The organism is Psychroserpens sp. XS_ASV72 (assembly GCF_041224425.1).
GTDB lineage: Bacteria > Bacteroidota > Bacteroidia > Flavobacteriales > Flavobacteriaceae > Psychroserpens.
Genome location: NZ_JBGFGL010000076.1, coordinates 49,635 through 67,837 on the forward strand (window position 1 = coordinate 49,635; position 18,203 = coordinate 67,837).

At 35.7% G+C, this 18,203-nt stretch carries 19 protein-coding genes; 7 read left to right on the forward strand and 12 right to left on the reverse strand.

The features are described from left to right. Position 1: 1 nt before the first annotated feature. On the forward strand, positions 2-1,363 hold the full coding sequence (locus AB9K26_RS07475) for a DEAD/DEAH box helicase (protein ID WP_369971930.1): 1,362 nt from the start codon (positions 2-4) through the stop codon (positions 1,361-1,363). A 92-nt stretch (positions 1,364-1,455) separates the two neighbouring features. Here the strand turns inward: AB9K26_RS07475 and AB9K26_RS07480 are convergent, their stop codons facing one another. From AB9K26_RS07480 to AB9K26_RS07490, 3 genes are read right to left on the reverse strand one after another with little or no spacing between them, the layout of a single operon-like run. After that, the gene (locus AB9K26_RS07480; protein ID WP_369971931.1) at positions 1,456-2,283 is read right to left on the reverse strand and encodes a hypothetical protein; all 828 of its coding nucleotides are present in this window, start codon (positions 2,281-2,283) and stop codon (positions 1,456-1,458) included. Positions 2,284-2,311: 28 nt separating this feature from the next. Further along, positions 2,312-2,488: a hypothetical protein gene (locus tag AB9K26_RS07485; RefSeq protein WP_369971932.1), complete on the reverse strand. Its 177-nt coding sequence runs from the start codon at positions 2,486-2,488 to the stop codon at positions 2,312-2,314. Beyond that, a complete protein-coding gene (locus AB9K26_RS07490) occupies positions 2,488-3,060 on the reverse strand; it encodes an RNA polymerase sigma factor (protein ID WP_369971933.1) in 573 nt (190 codons plus the stop codon). The genes AB9K26_RS07485 and AB9K26_RS07490 overlap by 1 nt, the downstream gene beginning before the upstream one ends. A gap of 207 nt (positions 3,061-3,267) precedes the next feature. Between AB9K26_RS07490 and AB9K26_RS07495 the strand changes: the two genes are divergently transcribed. After that, positions 3,268-3,858 (forward strand): hypothetical protein, encoded by a 591-nt coding sequence (locus AB9K26_RS07495; protein ID WP_369971934.1) that lies wholly within the window; start codon positions 3,268-3,270, stop codon positions 3,856-3,858. Positions 3,859-3,860: 2 nt separating this feature from the next. Here the strand turns inward: AB9K26_RS07495 and AB9K26_RS07500 are convergent, their stop codons facing one another. The 5 genes from AB9K26_RS07500 to AB9K26_RS07520 form a co-directional block, all read right to left on the reverse strand. Beyond that, positions 3,861-4,265 (reverse strand): DUF2721 domain-containing protein, encoded by a 405-nt coding sequence (locus tag AB9K26_RS07500; protein WP_369971935.1) that lies wholly within the window; start codon positions 4,263-4,265, stop codon positions 3,861-3,863. A 92-nt stretch (positions 4,266-4,357) separates the two neighbouring features. Continuing rightward, positions 4,358-5,758 carry a dihydrolipoyl dehydrogenase gene (gene lpdA / locus AB9K26_RS07505; RefSeq protein ID WP_369971936.1) on the reverse strand — a complete coding sequence of 467 codons (1,401 nt, stop codon included), beginning with the start codon at positions 5,756-5,758 and terminating at the stop codon, positions 4,358-4,360. A gap of 99 nt (positions 5,759-5,857) precedes the next feature. Next, positions 5,858-6,709 (reverse strand): hypothetical protein, encoded by an 852-nt coding sequence (locus AB9K26_RS07510; RefSeq protein ID WP_369971937.1) that lies wholly within the window; start codon positions 6,707-6,709, stop codon positions 5,858-5,860. A gap of 96 nt (positions 6,710-6,805) precedes the next feature. Continuing rightward, positions 6,806-7,432: a type II CAAX prenyl endopeptidase Rce1 family protein gene (locus AB9K26_RS07515; RefSeq protein ID WP_369971938.1), complete on the reverse strand. Its 627-nt coding sequence runs from the start codon at positions 7,430-7,432 to the stop codon at positions 6,806-6,808. A gap of 20 nt (positions 7,433-7,452) precedes the next feature. Beyond that, positions 7,453-7,911, reverse strand: a complete 459-nt coding sequence (locus tag AB9K26_RS07520) for an Lrp/AsnC family transcriptional regulator (protein ID WP_369971939.1) — start codon at positions 7,909-7,911, stop codon at positions 7,453-7,455. Between the two features lie 167 nt (positions 7,912-8,078). Here AB9K26_RS07520 and AB9K26_RS07525 point away from each other — a divergent pair, with 167 nt between their 5' ends. Next, positions 8,079-9,305, forward strand: coding sequence for an aminotransferase class I/II-fold pyridoxal phosphate-dependent enzyme (locus AB9K26_RS07525; protein ID WP_369971940.1), 1,227 nt, complete (start codon positions 8,079-8,081; stop codon positions 9,303-9,305). 57 nt (positions 9,306-9,362) lie between these two features. On the opposite strand, the gene AB9K26_RS07530 is transcribed toward AB9K26_RS07525, so the two are convergent. From AB9K26_RS07530 to AB9K26_RS07540, 3 genes are all read right to left on the reverse strand, one after another. Beyond that, positions 9,363-10,385 (reverse strand): metal-dependent hydrolase, encoded by a 1,023-nt coding sequence (locus AB9K26_RS07530; protein WP_369971941.1) that lies wholly within the window; start codon positions 10,383-10,385, stop codon positions 9,363-9,365. A gap of 35 nt (positions 10,386-10,420) precedes the next feature. Further along, complete coding sequence (locus AB9K26_RS07535; RefSeq protein WP_369971942.1) at positions 10,421-12,838, reverse strand: hypothetical protein; 2,418 nt, start codon at positions 12,836-12,838, stop codon at positions 10,421-10,423. Between the two features lie 178 nt (positions 12,839-13,016). Further along, positions 13,017-14,510: a tetratricopeptide repeat protein gene (locus AB9K26_RS07540; RefSeq protein WP_369971943.1), complete on the reverse strand. Its 1,494-nt coding sequence runs from the start codon at positions 14,508-14,510 to the stop codon at positions 13,017-13,019. 255 nt (positions 14,511-14,765) lie between these two features. Here AB9K26_RS07540 and AB9K26_RS07545 point away from each other — a divergent pair, with 255 nt between their 5' ends. The 4 genes from AB9K26_RS07545 to AB9K26_RS07560 all read left to right on the forward strand — a co-directional run bounded on the left by AB9K26_RS07545 (position 14,766) and on the right by AB9K26_RS07560 (position 17,653). Next, positions 14,766-16,235, forward strand: a complete 1,470-nt coding sequence (locus tag AB9K26_RS07545; protein WP_369971944.1) for a Na+/H+ antiporter NhaC family protein — start codon at positions 14,766-14,768, stop codon at positions 16,233-16,235. Between the two features lie 214 nt (positions 16,236-16,449). After that, positions 16,450-17,094, forward strand: coding sequence for a peroxiredoxin (locus AB9K26_RS07550; protein ID WP_369971945.1), 645 nt, complete (start codon positions 16,450-16,452; stop codon positions 17,092-17,094). A 6-nt stretch (positions 17,095-17,100) separates the two neighbouring features. Beyond that, complete coding sequence (locus AB9K26_RS07555) at positions 17,101-17,415, forward strand: thioredoxin family protein (RefSeq protein WP_369971946.1); 315 nt, start codon at positions 17,101-17,103, stop codon at positions 17,413-17,415. After that, positions 17,396-17,653, forward strand: coding sequence for a hypothetical protein (locus AB9K26_RS07560; protein WP_369971947.1), 258 nt, complete (start codon positions 17,396-17,398; stop codon positions 17,651-17,653). The genes AB9K26_RS07555 and AB9K26_RS07560 overlap by 20 nt, the downstream gene beginning before the upstream one ends. A 60-nt stretch (positions 17,654-17,713) precedes the next feature. Here the strand turns inward: AB9K26_RS07560 and AB9K26_RS07565 are convergent, their stop codons facing one another. Further along, on the reverse strand, positions 17,714-18,187 hold the full coding sequence (locus tag AB9K26_RS07565) for an ankyrin repeat domain-containing protein (protein ID WP_369971948.1): 474 nt from the start codon (positions 18,185-18,187) through the stop codon (positions 17,714-17,716). Positions 18,188-18,203: the final 16 nt, after the last annotated feature.

Consider the following 18,203-nt stretch of genomic DNA (forward strand, 5'->3'; position numbering starts at 1 on the left):
TATGGAAGAAGTCCTTAGTTTTGAAGATTTAAACTTAAACACACCATTGCAAAATGCCTTGGATGATTTAGGTTTTTCTAAACCCACTCCCATCCAAGCACAGGCATTTAATCCTGTTGCTTCTGGGAAGGACTTGGTTGGCATTGCGCAAACTGGTACAGGAAAAACCTTTGCTTATATGATGCCTATTTTAAGGCACTTAAAATATTCTACTCAAGACAATCCGAGAGTTTTGATTTTGGTTCCTACTCGAGAACTAGTAGTTCAACTTGTTGATGATATTGAAAAGCTAGCAGCTTATATCAATGTTAGGGTTTTAGGCGTATATGGAGGCACTAATATCAATACCCAAAAACAAGCCGTTGCCCAAGGACAGGACATTATTGTTGCAACACCAGGACGTTTATTTGATTTGGCAGTTAGCCATGTTTTACAATTGAAAAGCATTCAAAAATTAGTGATTGATGAAGTTGATGTGATGTTGGATCTCGGGTTCAGGCATCAGCTTTTAAATATTTTTGATCTCCTGCCTGAAAGACGACAAAATATTATGTTTTCGGCAACCATGACCGAAGATGTCGACCAATTGATTCAATCGTTTTTTATCAATCCGCAACGCATTACCATTGCCGTTTCAGGAACACCTTTGAACAACATTAAGCAGCAGCGCTATAATGTTCCAAACTTCCACACGAAAGTGAATCTATTGGAATATCTCCTGAAATCTTCTGAAGAATTTAATAAAGTCTTGGTATTTGTCGCCTTCAAGAAAATGGCAGATATGTTATTTGACGAACTGGAAGAACGTATTCCTGGTGAAACTTGTGTGATCCATTCTAACAAAACACAAAATTACAGATTACGAAGCATTGAGCAATTTGAGTCAGGTGAACATCGTATTTTAATTGCTACAGATGTTATGGCTAGAGGTTTGGACATTGACAATATAAGCCATGTCGTTAATTTTGACACACCGAATTATCCTGAGAACTACATGCATCGCATTGGACGTACAGGTCGTGCCGAACAAGAAGGTGTTGCTTTGACTTTTTCCACAGAAAATGAAAAAGAAGCCTTGAGTGCTATTGAAAGCTACATGAACATGGAAATTCCAATAGTAGAATTTCCTGAAGCTGTTAAAATTTCTGATCAACTGATAAGAGAAGAGCGTCCAGAAATCAAGGAACGTAACAATCCGACAAAACGCTTAACGGAAGACACTCCTGGGCCAGCGTTCCATGAAAAAAAGGACAAAAACAAAAAAGTCAATTTAGGAGGCTCTTACAAAAGGAAAATCTCAACAAAGTACAAAAAACCTAAAACGCGTGGTGATAAAAATGCCAAGCGACGCAAGAAGCGATAAAAAAATCCCTTTCCAAAAAGGAAAGGGAAAGCAAAAAATCTTCAAATCGTTATAGGCATATAATTATACTAACCTTTAACCCTAAATTATACTTAATCTATAACTTTTATCTGATTTTCTACTATATCCTTAATTGGGACCACCATTTTTCCGTTTTGGTTTTTTAATACTACCGAAATATTACTGATACTATCAATTTCATAAGTTTGTCCGTCGAGAACAATTTTATTCCCTACTTCATACGTTTTTCTCGTGTAGAAAGTCCTTAACAAATCTGCAACTACTTCCCTTGCGCCCAAACCAAATGCAATCGCAAAAGACAACAAGAATGCCGCCAAGATCATGGTTAAGTTACTTGTAATGATTTCCGTATTGACACCCGCTTGATTAAGTGCTGTTATTGAAATAAAAATCAACAACAAGAAAAACACCACTTGACTGATGATTTTAGCACCAGACAAGTCCATGGATTCAAAAAACGACTGAAGCCCTTTTTTTACAAAATTGGCAAACAAAAGACCAAGAGTAAAAATGATGAGCGCTACAAAAAGCTTAGGCAAATACCCTAGGAAATCACTGATTTGTTCTGAAATGATCTTTAAATCCAGAATATCAGAAACCATGATCAGAATCATGATGTACATCACCCATTTCACGAAAGTGGAAACCACTTTTACCGTATCGAAGTTAAGTTGCTTTCCTTCAACGATTTCAATCTCGTTAAGCTTTTCATCCAGTTTATCAGCTTTTGCCATTTTAAGTGCTTTCTTTATAAGCTTTACCATTATTTTGGTTATTAACCAACCGATAAACAATACGATTAAAGCGCCTATGATGCTTGGGAAAATCTTGGTGATTTCCAACCACATAGCCGTTAGGGAATCCATCGCTATATTTTTATACTCATTAACTTTGTCCATGATTTTGATTATTAGTTTTTAACAGCTATTATTTTTTATCTCTTTTACTTATTACAGTTTCTATAACATCACCTAAGTTATATGAAAACAGCTCGGCCAATTCCATAAGCAACTTTGCAATGGCAATGTCGTTCATCACCTTTGATTTCAGTTCTGGAGGAACCGACTGTAAAGGCTTGTCTATGTCTTTAAATGGATTTTCCATCACACAAGTTCATTATGGTATACCGTTATCAATTTATCCTTAGCGCGTTTAATTCTCATTTTAACAGCGCTTTGCCCAATATCTAAAACACTTTCAATCTCTTTAATACTGAGATTGTCTTTGTATTTTAGCAATAGTATCATTTTTTCTTCAGGAGACACGAGCTCTAAAGCCTCTTTAAGCTTATCTAAACGCATATCTATCAAGCCAGAATCATCTGGATCTTCAGAAATATTTTCAATATCTGTATAATCTACAGATTGTTTTTCAATTTTTTTAGCCGTGTTTCTCGTCACATAATTCACACAATGGTTATAGGTAAAAGCATACAACCATGTTGAAAATTTTGATTTCCCCTTAAAGCTCGCCAATTTGACAAACAGTTTTAAAAATACATCTTGAGTCAAATCTTTGGCCTCATCTCCATCCTTTGCAAAACCATAGCATTTATTGTATACCAGTGAGGCATATCTATCATAAAGGACTTCAAACAGCAATGTATCATTGTCTTTCACAATGGCACTTACCAGTTCTTCGTCAGTTAGTTTTTTTATTCTTTCTATGGGTTCCAAAAAATTGGACAGTTTAAAGGTTGTTATTTTGACACAAACATTTCAATAAAGTCACAATCTTTTCAATTAAAAAGATTGCCCAAACTCAAAATCAGGCAAAAAATCGTGCAAAAGTAATTGATTTTCATGTTATTACCGCATATCAAATAAATTACTTTTAAAACCGTTAATTTTATTATTTCGTATTTTTGAAGGAAACCTACTTTTATGGACGATTATCTACGCAATCTCATTCCCAACCTTAAACCTTTTGACTATAAACGTCATTACAATGCTCATTTTATTAATAAAGCGTGGGTTTTGGTAAATGGTATTTCCAAAAAAAAATCCGTTTACACCTTTAAGGAGGACAATATTCTTGAAATAAAAAGAAAAAACAGTCTGATCAAAACGTCATGGGATTTAAGCATACGCAATGTTTTCACAGTGGAAACCGAAGATGGCATAATAACCGTTAAAGCTTTCTTTCGAGACGATGATATTTTAGTACTGAATCATCAAGATAAGAAAGACTTTGCTTTATTCATCAACACAGCCAACCATGAAGAAGACTTAAATAACATTGAGGATATTCAAGTTTATTTAAAGGAAAAGTATAAAAAGAAAGTTTCAAAACTCATCTACGGACATGAGTTTTATTATATCGAAAAATCCAAGGAATTTGGGCCATTTTCAGTTGAAGTCCTTTCTGAAAAAGTAAAACGGGAGGAGATTAGTGCGTATTGTTTTGTACGCGATGTCAATGAAAGTGATTACAGTAAACGTTTACGAATTGTAGACTTGATTAGGGAATTGTAGTCTTACTTTTTTAAATAGCTTTCAATATCACTGATATGTAAACTCAAAGCACGAATTGAGATTTGGATTTCCTTGATTAGAAGCGCCAATGACAAAATCAATAGTATCAAAGCAATTCCAAAAATCCAAACTGCCAATATTTTATATTCTACATAAATTAAAAACATGGTAAGTACGCAAAGCAATAAACTCGTAATTCCGAAGATTTGCATCCATCGTGTCAAGTTCAAGCGTAGCTTTAAGTTCTTGATTTGTTCAATTAAGGAATCATCCATGCGCTCTAGATATTTATCATGTAGATTTCTTATCACAGCCGCATAAGCCAAAAAACGATTGGTATAGGCAAGCATGATCAATGAGATTGCAGAAAACAATAATGCTGGTGTGGTTAATGTAAGTTCACTCATAATTAAATAAATTAAAAAAAGCGAACCTATTGAGTTCGCCTTGATCTTATAATATTAGATTCTTCTATTTCAGCTGAATCCTCAATCGAAAATTACACATGTAATGCACGGTCATCGGTTGCTGCCAAAGCAGCTTCCTTAACAGCTTCAGCAAATGTTGGATGTGCATGCGACATTCTAGAAATATCTTCGGCAGATGCCCTGTATTCCATAGCAACAACCGCTTCAGCAATCAGATCGGCACAACGCGCACCAATCATATGGATTCCAAGAACCTCATCCGTTTTTTTATCGGCTAATATTTTAACAAACCCATCAATATCGCCACTTGCTCTTGCTCTTCCAAGTGCTCTAAATGGAAATTGTCCGGACTTATACTCTACTCCTTTTTCTTTCAATTCTTCTTCCGTTTTTCCAACAGCAGCAACTTCAGGCCATGTGTAGACAACTCCAGGAATCAAATTGTAATCAATATGCGGCTTTTGACCCGCTAAAGTTTCAGCAACAAAAACACCTTCCTCTTCAGCTTTATGGGCTAACATGGCTCCTTTTACCACATCTCCAATCGCATAGATATTTTTTACATTGGTTTGCAAATGGTCATTTACCTCGACCTGTCCTCTATCATTGATTTTTACGCCTGCAGCTTCAGCGTTCAATCCATCGGTATATGGTCGACGACCAACAGACACCAAACAATAATCGCCTTTGAACTCAACTACTTCACCTTTTTTGTTTTCGGCTTTTACAATGACCTCATCACCTTTACGCTCAACCGATTGCACTTTATGAGACACATGTATTCCAAACTTGGCTTTTTTGAAGACTTTATTCAATTCTTTGGATAGAGATCCGTCCATAGTTGGTAAGATACGATCCATATATTCAATAACCGACACTTCAGCACCAAGGCGCCTGTAGACCTGACCTAATTCTAAACCGATAACACCACCACCAATAATGATCATGTGCTTTGGAATTTCCTTTAGTTTAAGTGCTTCCGTAGAGGTAATGACACGTTCCTTATCCAGCTTGATAAATGGTAAGTTTGATGGTTTCGAACCTGTAGCGATAATGGTATTTTTTGCTTCTATTTCACCAGCATCCTTGCCATCAATCTTAATGTGGGTTGCATCTTTGAAACTTCCAAGACCTTCATAAACATCAATCTTGTTCTTTTTCATTAAGAAATCGATACCGCTCGTCGTTTGATCTACAACAGCCTGCTTGCGCGCAATCATTTTTTCTAAATTGACTTTAATATCGCCTGGAATTTCAATGCCATGCTCTTCAAAGTGTTTTGTAGCCTCCTCATAATGATGTGAAGATGACAAAAGCGCCTTACTTGGAATACATCCTACATTCAAACAGGTTCCACCAAGCGTTGGGTATTTTTCAATTATGGCTGTTTTCATGCCTAATTGTGCACATCTAATTGCGGCTACGTATCCACCAGGACCAGATCCTATGACAGCTACATCGTATGATTTCATATGAAAATTTTTATCAAGATTTTACTAAAACGATTACAAAAATACGAATGTTTTATGGGAACTCAATAAAAAATCAGCAGTCTTATAAAGTCTGAAAAATTAGATTTTTCTAGCCACCAAAGTAAGATCAGGTTCATGAATTGTCAACGACTTGACCTTTTGATCTTCAACTTGAAAAGCGATGTAAACCGAAGACACGCCATTATATAAAAACTTATGGTCACCAATCGGTAACAATCCGCCACCAAACTTTCCAAGTTTACCCAAAGCAATCATTTTTCGCATATTGAGCTTCACTGAAAAACCATCTGTTTCACCATCACCATATTTATAATCACCTAAATATTTTTCCTTCTCATCATTTGTAAGTGACTGGTAAGTCTTACCACCAGCATTACCTAAACCTTCCAAATAATCAATCAATTGTTCTGAATTCAATATTTCTTGCGAAGTCATGTTGTCTTTCATTCTTAGGCCAACCTTGGCGTGATCTAATAAACTTATGCCATGAGGACCCGACAGTTTTTGAATATTTGGCGTCATTTCAATCATCGCCTTAACCACCTCAAAAGCACCAAGCATCGCATAGGTGAACATGGTTGGTCTAGCACCTTTTTCGATTAAATACTGAACAATATCACGTCGACCAACATGTGATGCTGCACCAATCGCAGATTCCCAATCGCCAAAACTCCAGTCCCAAGTTGCTCTAGCCAATTCGGGACGTTTGTCTACCAAGGATTTAAGTCCGTCAAAATCAAAATGGGATTTTCCGACTACTTCATTAACAATCGCATCATCAATAGAAGGATACCGATGAAAAAGCTTTGGAACCTCTGATACGTCCGAAAACATATTCTTGGCATAAACGATGCTTGGTATGGATGCTGCAAGCATTCCGAAAAGTGAGCTTTTGACTAAAGTTCGTCTAGAGATAAGTGTCTTATCCATGTCAAATTCTTAATTGGTTGATTTACATCACTTAATCTAATCATTCTTTTTATTCTCTTTTTGTTAATTAGTATAGAATTAACAGAAGTAGTAGCTTCATGAAGGAAAACCAAGCATAGTTCCCATGCCAACCGTGAATAGCCAGCATCCATATACGGCGTGCTCAATAGACACCAAAATAGTAGATTGAGTTTTTTTAAAGGTATAGGCAAAAAGCAATCCGCCAACAAATGTGAGCACCATGACCAGACTGTTTTTGAAAAAGATATGACCTAAGGAAAAAAGTGTTGCATTAATCAGGATAAATAGATTCTGATTTTTAAACAACTCTTGATAACGCTTAAAAAAGAAAGTGCGATAAATCAATTCTTGAGGATACACCGAAAAGAAAGCATATACGAAAAGAATTACCAACCAAAGTAAGGGTTTGTTCCATACCACAACAAATAAGTTCGACCTATCAACGATCCACACATACAAAGTGGTTACAACCATAATTCCCAAAAACTGAAATAAGATGCGTTTATAAAATGTATTCCAGTTTAGATTTGGTGCTAATGCAACCTTGATTCTTTCCACACGTAACATGATAAAGAGAATGTATAAAAATCCTAAGACTCCAATTGCGCCCTTGATCCAAAAAGGAATTTCCATCGCAAAACCAATAGGTATCAAAACAAAGATGAAGAAAAGTTCCGTAAGCCTATATCCTATTGATTTCATATTCTAAAGATAGTTAAAATCTAAAGTTGGATAGCTGTTGTATGCTTTACCTCATTGATCATAAAAGCACTGTGCGTATTTCCGATGTGATTGATCGTTGTTAATTTATTCACCATAAATGCTCTAAACTCTTCCATGTCTGACACCACAACTTTTAACAAGTAATCATAGTCACCACTAATGTGATAACATTCTAAAACCTCTTCAAGTTTAGTGACTTCCCTCTCAAATTTGACTACATACTCCTTGCTATGTTGGACCAACCTGATACTGCAAAAGGTCACAAAATTACGTTCCACACTTTCTTTATTGACCAAAGCCACATATTTGGAAATCACACCTTCCCGTTCCAATTTTTTTATGCGCTCATAAACCGCTGTAACCGAAAGCCCAAGCTTGTTAGCCAGCTCCTTATTGGTTTGCTTACTATCAGATTGTAATAATTGAAGTAGTGTATTATCTGTGTCATCTAACATCATAATGTGAAAATATTTCTAAACCTATTCTTATATTTAATTCAAAAATGAAAATATATCTGCAATATTTATCAAATAAAGTTTTATTTTCTAATATATAAAATTTCAATTGAATTATTGTCTATTATTTTTGAATTTTGGTGTTATAGAAACTATTTAAATTTAATCTAATGGGCTTTAAACCTGCCAACAACATACAAGACCTTCAATATTTTGGTGAATTTGGAGGCGTGAATCCATCTATTTCAGATTCTTCAACTTATACCTTCTTATCTGCCAAGACCATGTTCGATACTTTTGAGGGCAATGCAGATGGTTGTTATTTGTACAGCAGACACTCCTCACCTTCCAATCTTTATCTAGGTGAAGCTTTAGCAGCCATGGAAGGCACTGAAACCGCAAATGTTGCGGCTTCAGGAATGGGAGCTATCACACCTGTCATTCTTCAACTTTGTGAAGCTGGCGACCATATAGTATCGAGCAGAACCATTTACGGTGGAACCTATGCTTTTTTGAAAAATTTTACGCCTCGATTTGATATCAAAACCAGTTTTGTGGATATCACTAACCTCGATGTTGTAGAACAGGCTATTACTTCAAAAACAAAAATTCTATACTGTGAATCGGTGAGCAATCCGTTATTGGAAGTCGCTGATATTAAAGGGTTAGCAGACATTGCAAAACGCCACAATCTACAACTTGTAGTTGATAATACGTTTTCGCCACTATCGATTTCTCCAGCAAAACTCGGCGCAGATATCGTCATTCACAGTTTGACAAAATTTATCAACGGGTCAAGTGACACTGTTGGTGGCGTTGTTTGTGGTACTCAAGAATTTATAGACCAACTTCGAAATGTAAACGATGGTGCTTCTATGTTATTAGGTTCAACCATGGACAGTTTACGCTCGGCTTCCGTATTGAAAAACTTGAGAACACTTCATATCAGGATGCAACAACACAGTTTAAACGCTAAATATCTAGCTGAAAAGTTTGAGCAAGACGGATTAAAAACCGTATATCCTGGATTGGCATCGCATCCGTCACATGAGTTATTCAAATCAATGATGAACGACAAATATGGCTTTGGAGGTATGCTCACCATTGATGTTGGATCATTGGATACCGCTAATGCTTTGATGGAAATGATGCAAGAAAAGAATTTAGGCTATTTGGCTGTAAGTTTAGGGTTTTATAAAACCCTGTTCTCAGCTCCTGGAAGTTCAACCTCTTCGGAAATTCCAGAGGACGAGCAAAAAGACATGGGATTAAGCGATGGTTTGATTCGTTTCTCTATTGGTTTGGATGCTGATATTGAACGTACCTACAACATGATGAGAGCCTGTATGGTTGAACTAAACATCTTGGAACCAAAAGAGTCTTTTACAACCGTATAAAAATTTCAAGTCTTAGACTTTTAAAGAGAGCCTTTCAATTTAATATGAGAGGCTTTTTTATTTACCTTTTAAACGATACCATAATGAGGTCATTGTAAACTTCAAATCCTCTGTCTCAGGCTCAAAAGGTTTCATATCCAAACGGTTATTGGATTCATAAAGATTTAAATTAAAAACAGGCTTATACCCTTCCTTAGTGTGAACCATTGGATATCTTAAATCGTAGTAAGTAAAATCACCTTCGGAAGTTTCCTTTATATTATAATAGCCATTGCTAAACCAAGACAGGCAAGACATATCCTTTTCAAACCTTGAATCTGCTAGACGCTTTTTCGGAATTACCATCCATTCAGAAAAACGATTGGAAGTATCTAGTAAAGAATAAAACGCCACTTGATAATCGGATTCTGTTTCAGCGATACCATACCACAAAATATTGTTCAGGATGGTCGGTTGAGCACTAAAGCGTGAATACTCTAGCTTTATATCAGAAAGCGAATCCTTAAAAACAGAATCAATATAGATTTTATTGACAATGGTAAACAACATATACGCAGCGCTTATTCCAATACCTAATTTAAGCCACAATCTTCTACGATTATGACTTCTTTTATAAAACATGAGGACAATCATGCACAGCAAAAAAGGAATTGTGTAGAGCACATCAGCAACCGCAATATTGTTAAAAGCTACTCGGTAATTTGAAAAAGGCGCAAACAGCTGTGTTCCATAAGGTGTAAAACAATCTAAAATAGGATGCGTGAATAAAGCCCAAAAATATAGGTGAACCCAATCTTTCATTGTTGTTTGAGCAACCCTACTTTTCGTATTGTATATTCTGAACGTAAGCCAACCCAAGGCAAAAGCAGCTAAAATGGCAAAAACGATGGAATGCATAAACCCTCTATGAAAGAGCATGGCATCTATTTCATTACCATACAACAGACTGCCAATCATGACATCTAAGTCAGGAATAGTGCCACCTATGGCACCAAAAAGTAAGGCTTTATTCCCTATTTTCTTTCCTAAAACCGCTTCACCACAAGCAGCACCTAAAACAATTTGAGTTAACGAATCCATTGCGTGCTAAAATACGCAACTCATTTATATTGAAATTAATTTTCTTTTATTGATTTCAACAAACGCTTGACCTCATCAATTTCGTTTTGTTGGGCTTCTAGTTTATTTTTTAGCACATCATTCTCCTTTTTGAGCTCAACAATATACAGATAAGCTTCTTCAATCTTTTCGAGATTGGTAATTGCCATATCTCCAACACTTATTGACATTCCGCTGTCTTTAATTTCTTTATAGGATTTGACATTCGGTAAGTGTTTCTGGGTCCTTAAATAGTACTCAAGATCTTCAAGTGATGTAAAACTATAATCTTTATTTATGTCTGATTTACCATCAAAATAGGATTCAAACACATAATCAGGATAGGTAGTCGTATCTGTAATAATATCACCATTAACTCTAATATTACCATTAACCGTCAGCACATCTGTTGTCCCGAATATGTCAATTTCAACAACATTGACTCCATTCCTCAAGAACTGAAAAGAATCATCAACATCATCATATAACAATCCATAATTAGGAGCACCAGTTGAATGCGAAAAGATCATTCGATCTGGATTACTAAACCCACTTGCAAACATATAGAACATAGGAGCAGCAGTAGCTGTAGTTGATGGAAATGTAATCGAGGTTTGGTCACTTGTAAAGGTAATATCATCACCAGAATTAAGAAGATTGAGCACAGATCCTGTACGCGACCAATAGGAAGGTGATGGATCGTCAACCCAACTTACATTACCTACACTATCAGTTTGCATGATTTGATTCGCTGCCCCTCTTGAAGCCGGCAAAATATATCTATTTCCAGAATTTGTACCTATAGAAACATTACCAAGAAAATAACCTGCGTAACTTCCTGGTTTCAATACATTGGAATACACTCCGTAATGATTCCCACCAGCTGTATTTGGAATGAGATTAAAACTACCAAATTTATTACCAGTTCCTGTACCAGTAAGCCAATTGTAGATGCCATAATGCTGACCATTACCTGAATTGTAAACTGTATTAGTTGTACCGTACTTCTCGCCATCACCATCACCACCTATTTGAAGATTTAATCCATATTGACTATTAGTACTACTATTATTAAACAACGCATAATACCCAACTTGAACAATACTGTTATTATTAAAAAATCTATAATAGCTTCCATAATGCCCCCCAGTACCAGAGCCATTCATATCTGCATAATTTGCATAGTGATTACCATTACCTGAATTAGAAATATTTACAAAATTCCCTATTTGGTTACCTGCTCCAGTACTTTGAAGTCGCGCCCAATTACCATAATGTGTTCCAGTTCCAGTTCCTCTTAACACATTATAAGAGCCATAGTGTAACCCATCACCACTGTTATCAATGACATTGATAGTACCCAACTGAGCGCCAGATCCTGATCCTGACATCTGTATTTCAGTTCCATTATGTGTTCCAGTTCCATTACCTTCAATTCTGATAAACTCACCATAATGAGTACCATCTCCAGAGTTACTAATGTAATTATAGTCTCCTATTTGATTTCCAGAACCATTACCTTCCAAGGTTACCCAATTGCCATAATGCGATCCCGTTCCTGTACCACTGAGAATGCTGTAAGACCCAAAATGGTTTGCGTTTCCGTTATTTGTTATTTCAGTGTGAATTCCATATTGCCTTCCACTACCCGTTCCAGAGAGTAAATTAGACACACCATAGTGGACATTATTCCCATTATTTAAAATCCGGTTTCTAACACCATAGTGTTCTCCAGAACCAGGCCCACTTATCAAATTGTCTACACCAAAGTGCGCTCCAGATCCCAAATTACTAATGGCAGAAATCATTCCAGCCTGTTTACCATTTCCTGTACCTCCCAAAATAGCATATAGACCAGCATGCTCTCCCGAACCACTCCCATTTAACAATGTGCTGACACCATAATGTCTCCCATCACCTGTGTTGGAAAGTACGGTGTTATAAGCTGTTCGATTAGCGTTATCAGTTCCTCCTAGTGCAAGTTGTACGCCAATGGGAGCCGTATCACTTAGAATGTCCAATGGGTAATCTGCTGTGTTTTTACCTATGGCAACATTACCAAATGTATATGTATCATCATTGATATTGTCTGGAGCAGCTGAAGTGCCTTCTTCATAAAAATCATGGTCATTTGTTTGAGGTTGTTGAATTGGTTCCCATTGGGATCCGTTAAAAAAATAAAAACCAATACCATTTCCTCCTGTGACACCTGCATTAGTATTCCACACTAATAATCCGGTAGCAGGTGTAGCTATTGGTGTTGTACCATTGGTGACATCAATTAAATTAACTCTCGGAACCAACACACCTTTATCATTTGAGGTAATATCTAAAATGGATGACGTCTCAGGATTTGTGGTTCCAATTCCTACTTGAGCATAAAAGACAGAGATATGTAAAATGTAAAAAACAGCAACTAGCAGTAAATGTTTCATTGGATGGCAACTTGATTTTAGTTCGTTTTGAAACTAAAACTGCCTTTTTTTCTTATAATAGAGCCTAACCTTATGGGTTAGTATTTTAAAATCAATATTTAACCGATTGATTGTCAGTTATTTATAACCATAGAAATAAACTTTGCAAAATGATCATAAATACACAAAAAAATATCATCTAAATGGACTCCAACATGTATTTGAAGGCTTCCTTCCTATTGTTCACACCTAATTTGCTGTAGGCATTTCTCAAATGAAACTTTACAGTACTTACCGTAACAGACATCTCATCTGCAATGCTTGTATTCGTTTTTCCAGCAATACATAGCTTAAGTGTTTCAAATTCTCTTTCTGTAAGAGGCGTTTGAAGTTTATGATTCAATTCATCCATATTCAAATCCACAGAAAGTTCAGATGGACTACTATGCAATTCCATAAAGCGCTTTTGCAACGCCTCAACTTGTAATGATTGAGCTATACGTTCTGCTTTTTCTTTTTTGTGTTTTGTTATAAAGAATAATATGAGTGAAGCAATAATTGCAAGACTTCCAACTATCAGCATTATTTTTTCATTTCTAGCTTTTTCTAGATTGGCACTTTTCAACTGACTTTCATAAGTGAGCTTTTGAATCTCCTTTTCTTTTTTAGTGGTTTCATATTGTGTTTCCAATTCAGCTATTCGAGCTTTGACATCTACATTGCCTAATGAGTCTTTTAGTACTATGGATGCATTAAGATGGTCTAAAGCTTCACTGGTATTTCCTTTTTTACGAGCGATTTTATACAATAATTCGTAAGCTTTTTGCTCGCTATTGGCAAATCCATTTGATTTTGCTTTTTGAAGTGCGTTTTGAGCAAACTCTTGAGCTTCTGAAACTTTTGATTGTTCTAATTTCACATTCGACATTGCCAACAAGGTGGTAATACTCTCTTCTTGGTCTCCCAGAACTTTAGAATATTTGTACGCTTGTTCATAATGTGAATAAGCACTATCGAGTAATTGTTTTTTTAAGAATATTTTACCCAAGCTACTTTCAGAATAGACTAACATTGCAGGATTGTTGAGATTTTCAAAAAAATCTTTAGCCATGGTTAAATGACTAATTCCGTTATCTAATTCATTCAAATCATTATAAACCATTGCCAATCGCAAATGATTAAGTGCAATATCAGTTGTATCTTGAATGGTTTCAGAAAGACTTAAACACTTTTTTGTGGTTTCCAAAGCCTTGTCAACTTGACCCAATTGGTAATAAACACCTCCCAAATTTCCATAAGTCTTACTCAACACATCATTCAGTTGTGGGTCATTCTTTCCTTCAGCTATTTTCATAACTTCTTGATAGGAATTTAAAGACGCTTCGTAATCCGCTTTACCCATATACACTAATCCACGAGTGTTATTTATCATAGCCATCAAAAAGTCTGAATCTGTCTTTTGGGCAATTTTTTCAGCTTTGTCAAGATACCAAAAAGAAGAATCCGCATGGTTTACTTGTCCGTAAGCAATTCCTAAATTAAGATAAAACTGACCTTGTAACGAATCACTGGTTTGGATGATGATATCTTCTAATGACCGTAAATTATCAATTCCTTTTCTCGGATTATCGGTTTGCATGAACTCCTTCAATCCTTTTCTAACTTGTTTATCTGGATTTTGACTGTTAGCCATTAACGAAATCAACAAAAACAAACTTATAAGTATTACATTTTTTGATCTCAAGGTTTTTAAAAAGGAGTACATATTCAAGTGAGTTAAAGTATTTAGCACCAAACTAATATACCTAAAATCATTTACCTGACCATAATGGTGATTATGTAGTTAAGTACTTTATACAAATTTGTTTTTTAAACATGGGCAACTCTCACTTGTATTTGCAATTCGCTTTACAAAATCGTAACATTACAAAACTTAAAGTTACCAACTATGCAAGACGACAATATTTCCAAATTTAAAGCCGACAAACAAAACATTGTAAAGAACAAAGAGCTCAATATTTTTGAAGCGCTTGTTCCGGTTGTGATTTTAATGGGATTGTTGACTTACAATATCTTTTTTGTTGAAGATCAAGAATGGTTTGGAGCTTATACCAATCAAATTATTTTATTGATTGGCGGTTTTGTGGCTATGATTGGTGGCTTTATGAATAAAGTCAAACCCTCTATAATGATTGCTGAAGTTTGGGAAAATTTAAAAAGTGTTTTTATCCCTATCATGATTCTTTTACTAGTTGGTGCTTTGGCTGGAACATGGCTCGTGAGTGGTGTAATTCCCGCTATGGTCTATTACGGACTCAAAGTCTTAAGTCCAGAAATTTTCTTACCTGCTTCAGTAGTGATTTCTGCCATCATTTCGTTAGCAACAGGAAGCTCATGGACAACCTCAGCAACCGTTGGCATCGCACTTGTTGGTATTGGTACTGCACTTGGTATTCATCCAGGAATGATTGCTGGCGCTGTCATTTCAGGTGCCTATTTTGGAGATAAGATGTCGCCATTGAGTGACACCACAAATTTGGCGCCAGCAATGGCTGGAACAGATTTGTTCACGCATATTCGTTATATGACAGTTACCACTGTACCAACCATTATTATCACATTAATTGCATTTAGCATCTTGAGCTTCACTATAGAAACATCTGGAAAAACAGATATTAGTAATTTATTAGGTTCCATTGGGACAACTTTCAATATAACGCCATGGCTATTTGTAGTTCCTACAGTAGTAATTGCTTTAATACTTTTGAAAACAAAGCCCTTAATAGCATTAGGAGCTGGTGTGATATTAGCTGCCATTTTTGCGTTTATTTTCCAGTCTGAAATTTTAACGCAGTTATCGACTTCAAAGTTGGATGCTGTCATCACTTCTATTTTAACCGACACAACTATTGAAACAGATAATGAAACCTTAAATGATTTGTTTTCAGCAGGTGGCATGCAAGGTATGTTGTGGACTATTTTTTTAATTATATGCGCTATGGTTTTTGGTGGTATTATGGATGCTATTGGTGCCTTATCGCGAATCACTCAAGCCTTATTGTCGGTTGCAACCACAATTTTCGGGTTGTTTGCAAGCACCGTATTTAGCTGCCTAGGTTTAAATGCAATTGCTTCTGATCAGTATTTAGCGATTGTTATTCCTGGTAAAATGTTCAAAAAAGCATTTGACGATAAAGGATTAGCACCTGAGAACTTGAGTAGAACCCTTGAAGATTCGGGAACAGTTACTTCGGTATTAATTCCTTGGAACACTTGTGGCGCTTACCAATCAGGAGTACTTGGTGTAGGAGTTGATGACTATTTTGTGTACGCCATTTTCAACTGGTTGAGTCCGTTCACAACCTTATTTTTTGCTGCATTTCAAATTAAGATCAAGCAACTTAGAAGAACGGCTTAAGGATTCTTTTACTGAATTGCCATCATTATTGTCAAGTTGTTATTTTCTCAATGTTCATTTTATCAAATCGATAAAATATACACCTTCATTTTGAAGCCATATTCCATTGCTATATTGAAATAACATTATATAATTAACACTTATATAGAAGGCCTTTTTTTGTAAGTAGTTTTGTACTGAAAATTGTAACAAACAACTTAAACTATACAAAATTATGGCAACAGTAGGAAAAAAATTCCCAAACTTGAACGTCGATGCAATGAATGACATGGGCGACACTTTCAAACTAAATGTTTTAGAAGAAGCCGTTAACAACAACAAAAAAGTATTACTGTTCTGGTACCCAAAAGACTTCACATTTGTTTGTCCGACAGAATTACATGCTTTCCAAGCCGCTTTAGCTGAATTCGAAAAAAGAAACACGATTGTTATTGGAGCTTCTTGTGATACTCCTGAAGTGCACTTTGCATGGTTGAATACCGCTAGAGACAATGGAGGTATTGAAGGTGTTACATATCCAATTTTAGCCGATTCTAACAGAAACTTAGCATCTGCACTTGGAATTTTAGACATCACGAACGAAACTTACAACGAGGAAACAGGCCTAGTGACTGTTGAAGGTGACAATGTAACGTACAGAGCAACATACATTATTGATGAAGAAGGAACGGTTGTTCACGAAAGTGTGAACCACATGCCATTAGGAAGAAACGTCAATGAATTTTTACGTTTGATTGATGCCTATACTCATGTTCAGGAAAAAGGAGAAGTTTGTCCAGCAAACTGGGAAGAAGGTAAAGAAGCTATGAAGCCTAATGCTAAAGACACTGCTAATTACCTTAAAGCACATTTAAACTAAGAACTTATGGTCAAGGAATTAGAATTAGACAATTTATCTGAATTGGTATCTGAGCACGATACTGTGGTAGTTCAATATTCAGCTGGTTGGTGTGGCAACTGTAGAATCATGAAGCCTAAATTCAAAAAGCTAGCAACTGAAAATGAAGGTGTGGCTTTTATCTTGGCTGATGCAGAAAAATTTCCTGAATCAAGAAAGCTAGCAACCGTAGATAATTTACCTACGTTTGCAACCTTTAAGAAAGGTGATTTTGTAAACCAAACCCAAACCAACAAGTTTGAAGTTTTAAAAGATTTAGTCAATGAAGTTACCAGTAATTAAACACCTGACACAGTTTATTGAAGACAATGATGAGGACTTTTTGGTTGAAAGTATTGAAACTCTTGAAAACCTAACTGAAGTTCCTTCATTAAAAGATGAAGAGTTAGATGTTATTGGAGAGCTCATCTCTAATATGTATGGTGCTCTTGAAGTGCACAAAATGATGCGTGAAGGCCAACCTAAAAAGGACGCTCTAAATGCATTTATGCAACGTGTTATGGGTTCTATTGATAACTAAATTATAATTATCTTAAGTTAAAAGCCACTTCATATGAAGTGGCTTTTATTTTTATTATGCTTATGCTTCCAGGAGCTCACTTAAGTGTTCAAATCCTTTTTCCTTAGCATGATGATAAGCTGTTTTACCTTCATTGTCTTTAATTGAAGTATCCGCTTTATTTTTGAGAAGTTTTTCAATAACCGCTTTCTTGTCATACATTGTTGCAAACATCAAAGGTGTCGTTCCGTTATTGTTTACAGCATTCACATTTGCGCCATTTTGGATCAAAGTATCAACAATTTCTGTATTTCCTTTGAAACAAACTCCTATTAAAGCCGTATTTCCAGAAGTATCTTTTCCATCAATCTGAGCTTTGTGCTTTAAAAGTATATTAACAGCTTGAAGATTATCAAAATATGAAGCAAAGATTAAAGGAGTAAACCCTCTCATGTCTTTTCCATTCACCAATGATGGATTAATGTTCAACAAGGCCTCAATTCGGTCTTTATCATTAGATCTTATAGCTTCGAAAAACAAATCAATATCGTCCATTTTAAAATTTTATAAA

Coding starts and splice junctions, on each gene's coding strand:
- AB9K26_RS07475 (WP_369971930.1), top strand. CDS start 2: ATGGAAGAAGTCCTTAGTTTTGAAGATTTAAACTTAAACACACCATTG.
- AB9K26_RS07480 (WP_369971931.1), bottom strand. CDS start 2,283: ATGGACAAAGTTAATGAGTATAAAAATATAGCGATGGATTCCCTAACG.
- AB9K26_RS07485 (WP_369971932.1), bottom strand. CDS start 2,488: ATGGAAAATCCATTTAAAGACATAGACAAGCCTTTACAGTCGGTTCCT.
- AB9K26_RS07495 (WP_369971934.1), top strand. CDS start 3,268: ATGGACGATTATCTACGCAATCTCATTCCCAACCTTAAACCTTTTGAC.
- AB9K26_RS07500 (WP_369971935.1), bottom strand. CDS start 4,265: ATGAGTGAACTTACATTAACCACACCAGCATTATTGTTTTCTGCAATC.
- lpdA (WP_369971936.1), bottom strand. CDS start 5,758: ATGAAATCATACGATGTAGCTGTCATAGGATCTGGTCCTGGTGGATAC.
- AB9K26_RS07510 (WP_369971937.1), bottom strand. CDS start 6,709: ATGGATAAGACACTTATCTCTAGACGAACTTTAGTCAAAAGCTCACTT.
- AB9K26_RS07515 (WP_369971938.1), bottom strand. CDS start 7,432: ATGAAATCAATAGGATATAGGCTTACGGAACTTTTCTTCATCTTTGTT.
- AB9K26_RS07520 (WP_369971939.1), bottom strand. CDS start 7,911: ATGATGTTAGATGACACAGATAATACACTACTTCAATTATTACAATCT.
- AB9K26_RS07525 (WP_369971940.1), top strand. CDS start 8,079: ATGGGCTTTAAACCTGCCAACAACATACAAGACCTTCAATATTTTGGT.
- AB9K26_RS07530 (WP_369971941.1), bottom strand. CDS start 10,385: ATGGATTCGTTAACTCAAATTGTTTTAGGTGCTGCTTGTGGTGAAGCG.
- AB9K26_RS07535 (WP_369971942.1), bottom strand. CDS start 12,838: ATGAAACATTTACTGCTAGTTGCTGTTTTTTACATTTTACATATCTCT.
- AB9K26_RS07540 (WP_369971943.1), bottom strand. CDS start 14,510: ATGGCTAACAGTCAAAATCCAGATAAACAAGTTAGAAAAGGATTGAAG.
- AB9K26_RS07545 (WP_369971944.1), top strand. CDS start 14,766: ATGCAAGACGACAATATTTCCAAATTTAAAGCCGACAAACAAAACATT.
- AB9K26_RS07550 (WP_369971945.1), top strand. CDS start 16,450: ATGGCAACAGTAGGAAAAAAATTCCCAAACTTGAACGTCGATGCAATG.
- AB9K26_RS07555 (WP_369971946.1), top strand. CDS start 17,101: ATGGTCAAGGAATTAGAATTAGACAATTTATCTGAATTGGTATCTGAG.
- AB9K26_RS07560 (WP_369971947.1), top strand. CDS start 17,396: ATGAAGTTACCAGTAATTAAACACCTGACACAGTTTATTGAAGACAAT.
- AB9K26_RS07565 (WP_369971948.1), bottom strand. CDS start 18,187: ATGGACGATATTGATTTGTTTTTCGAAGCTATAAGATCTAATGATAAA.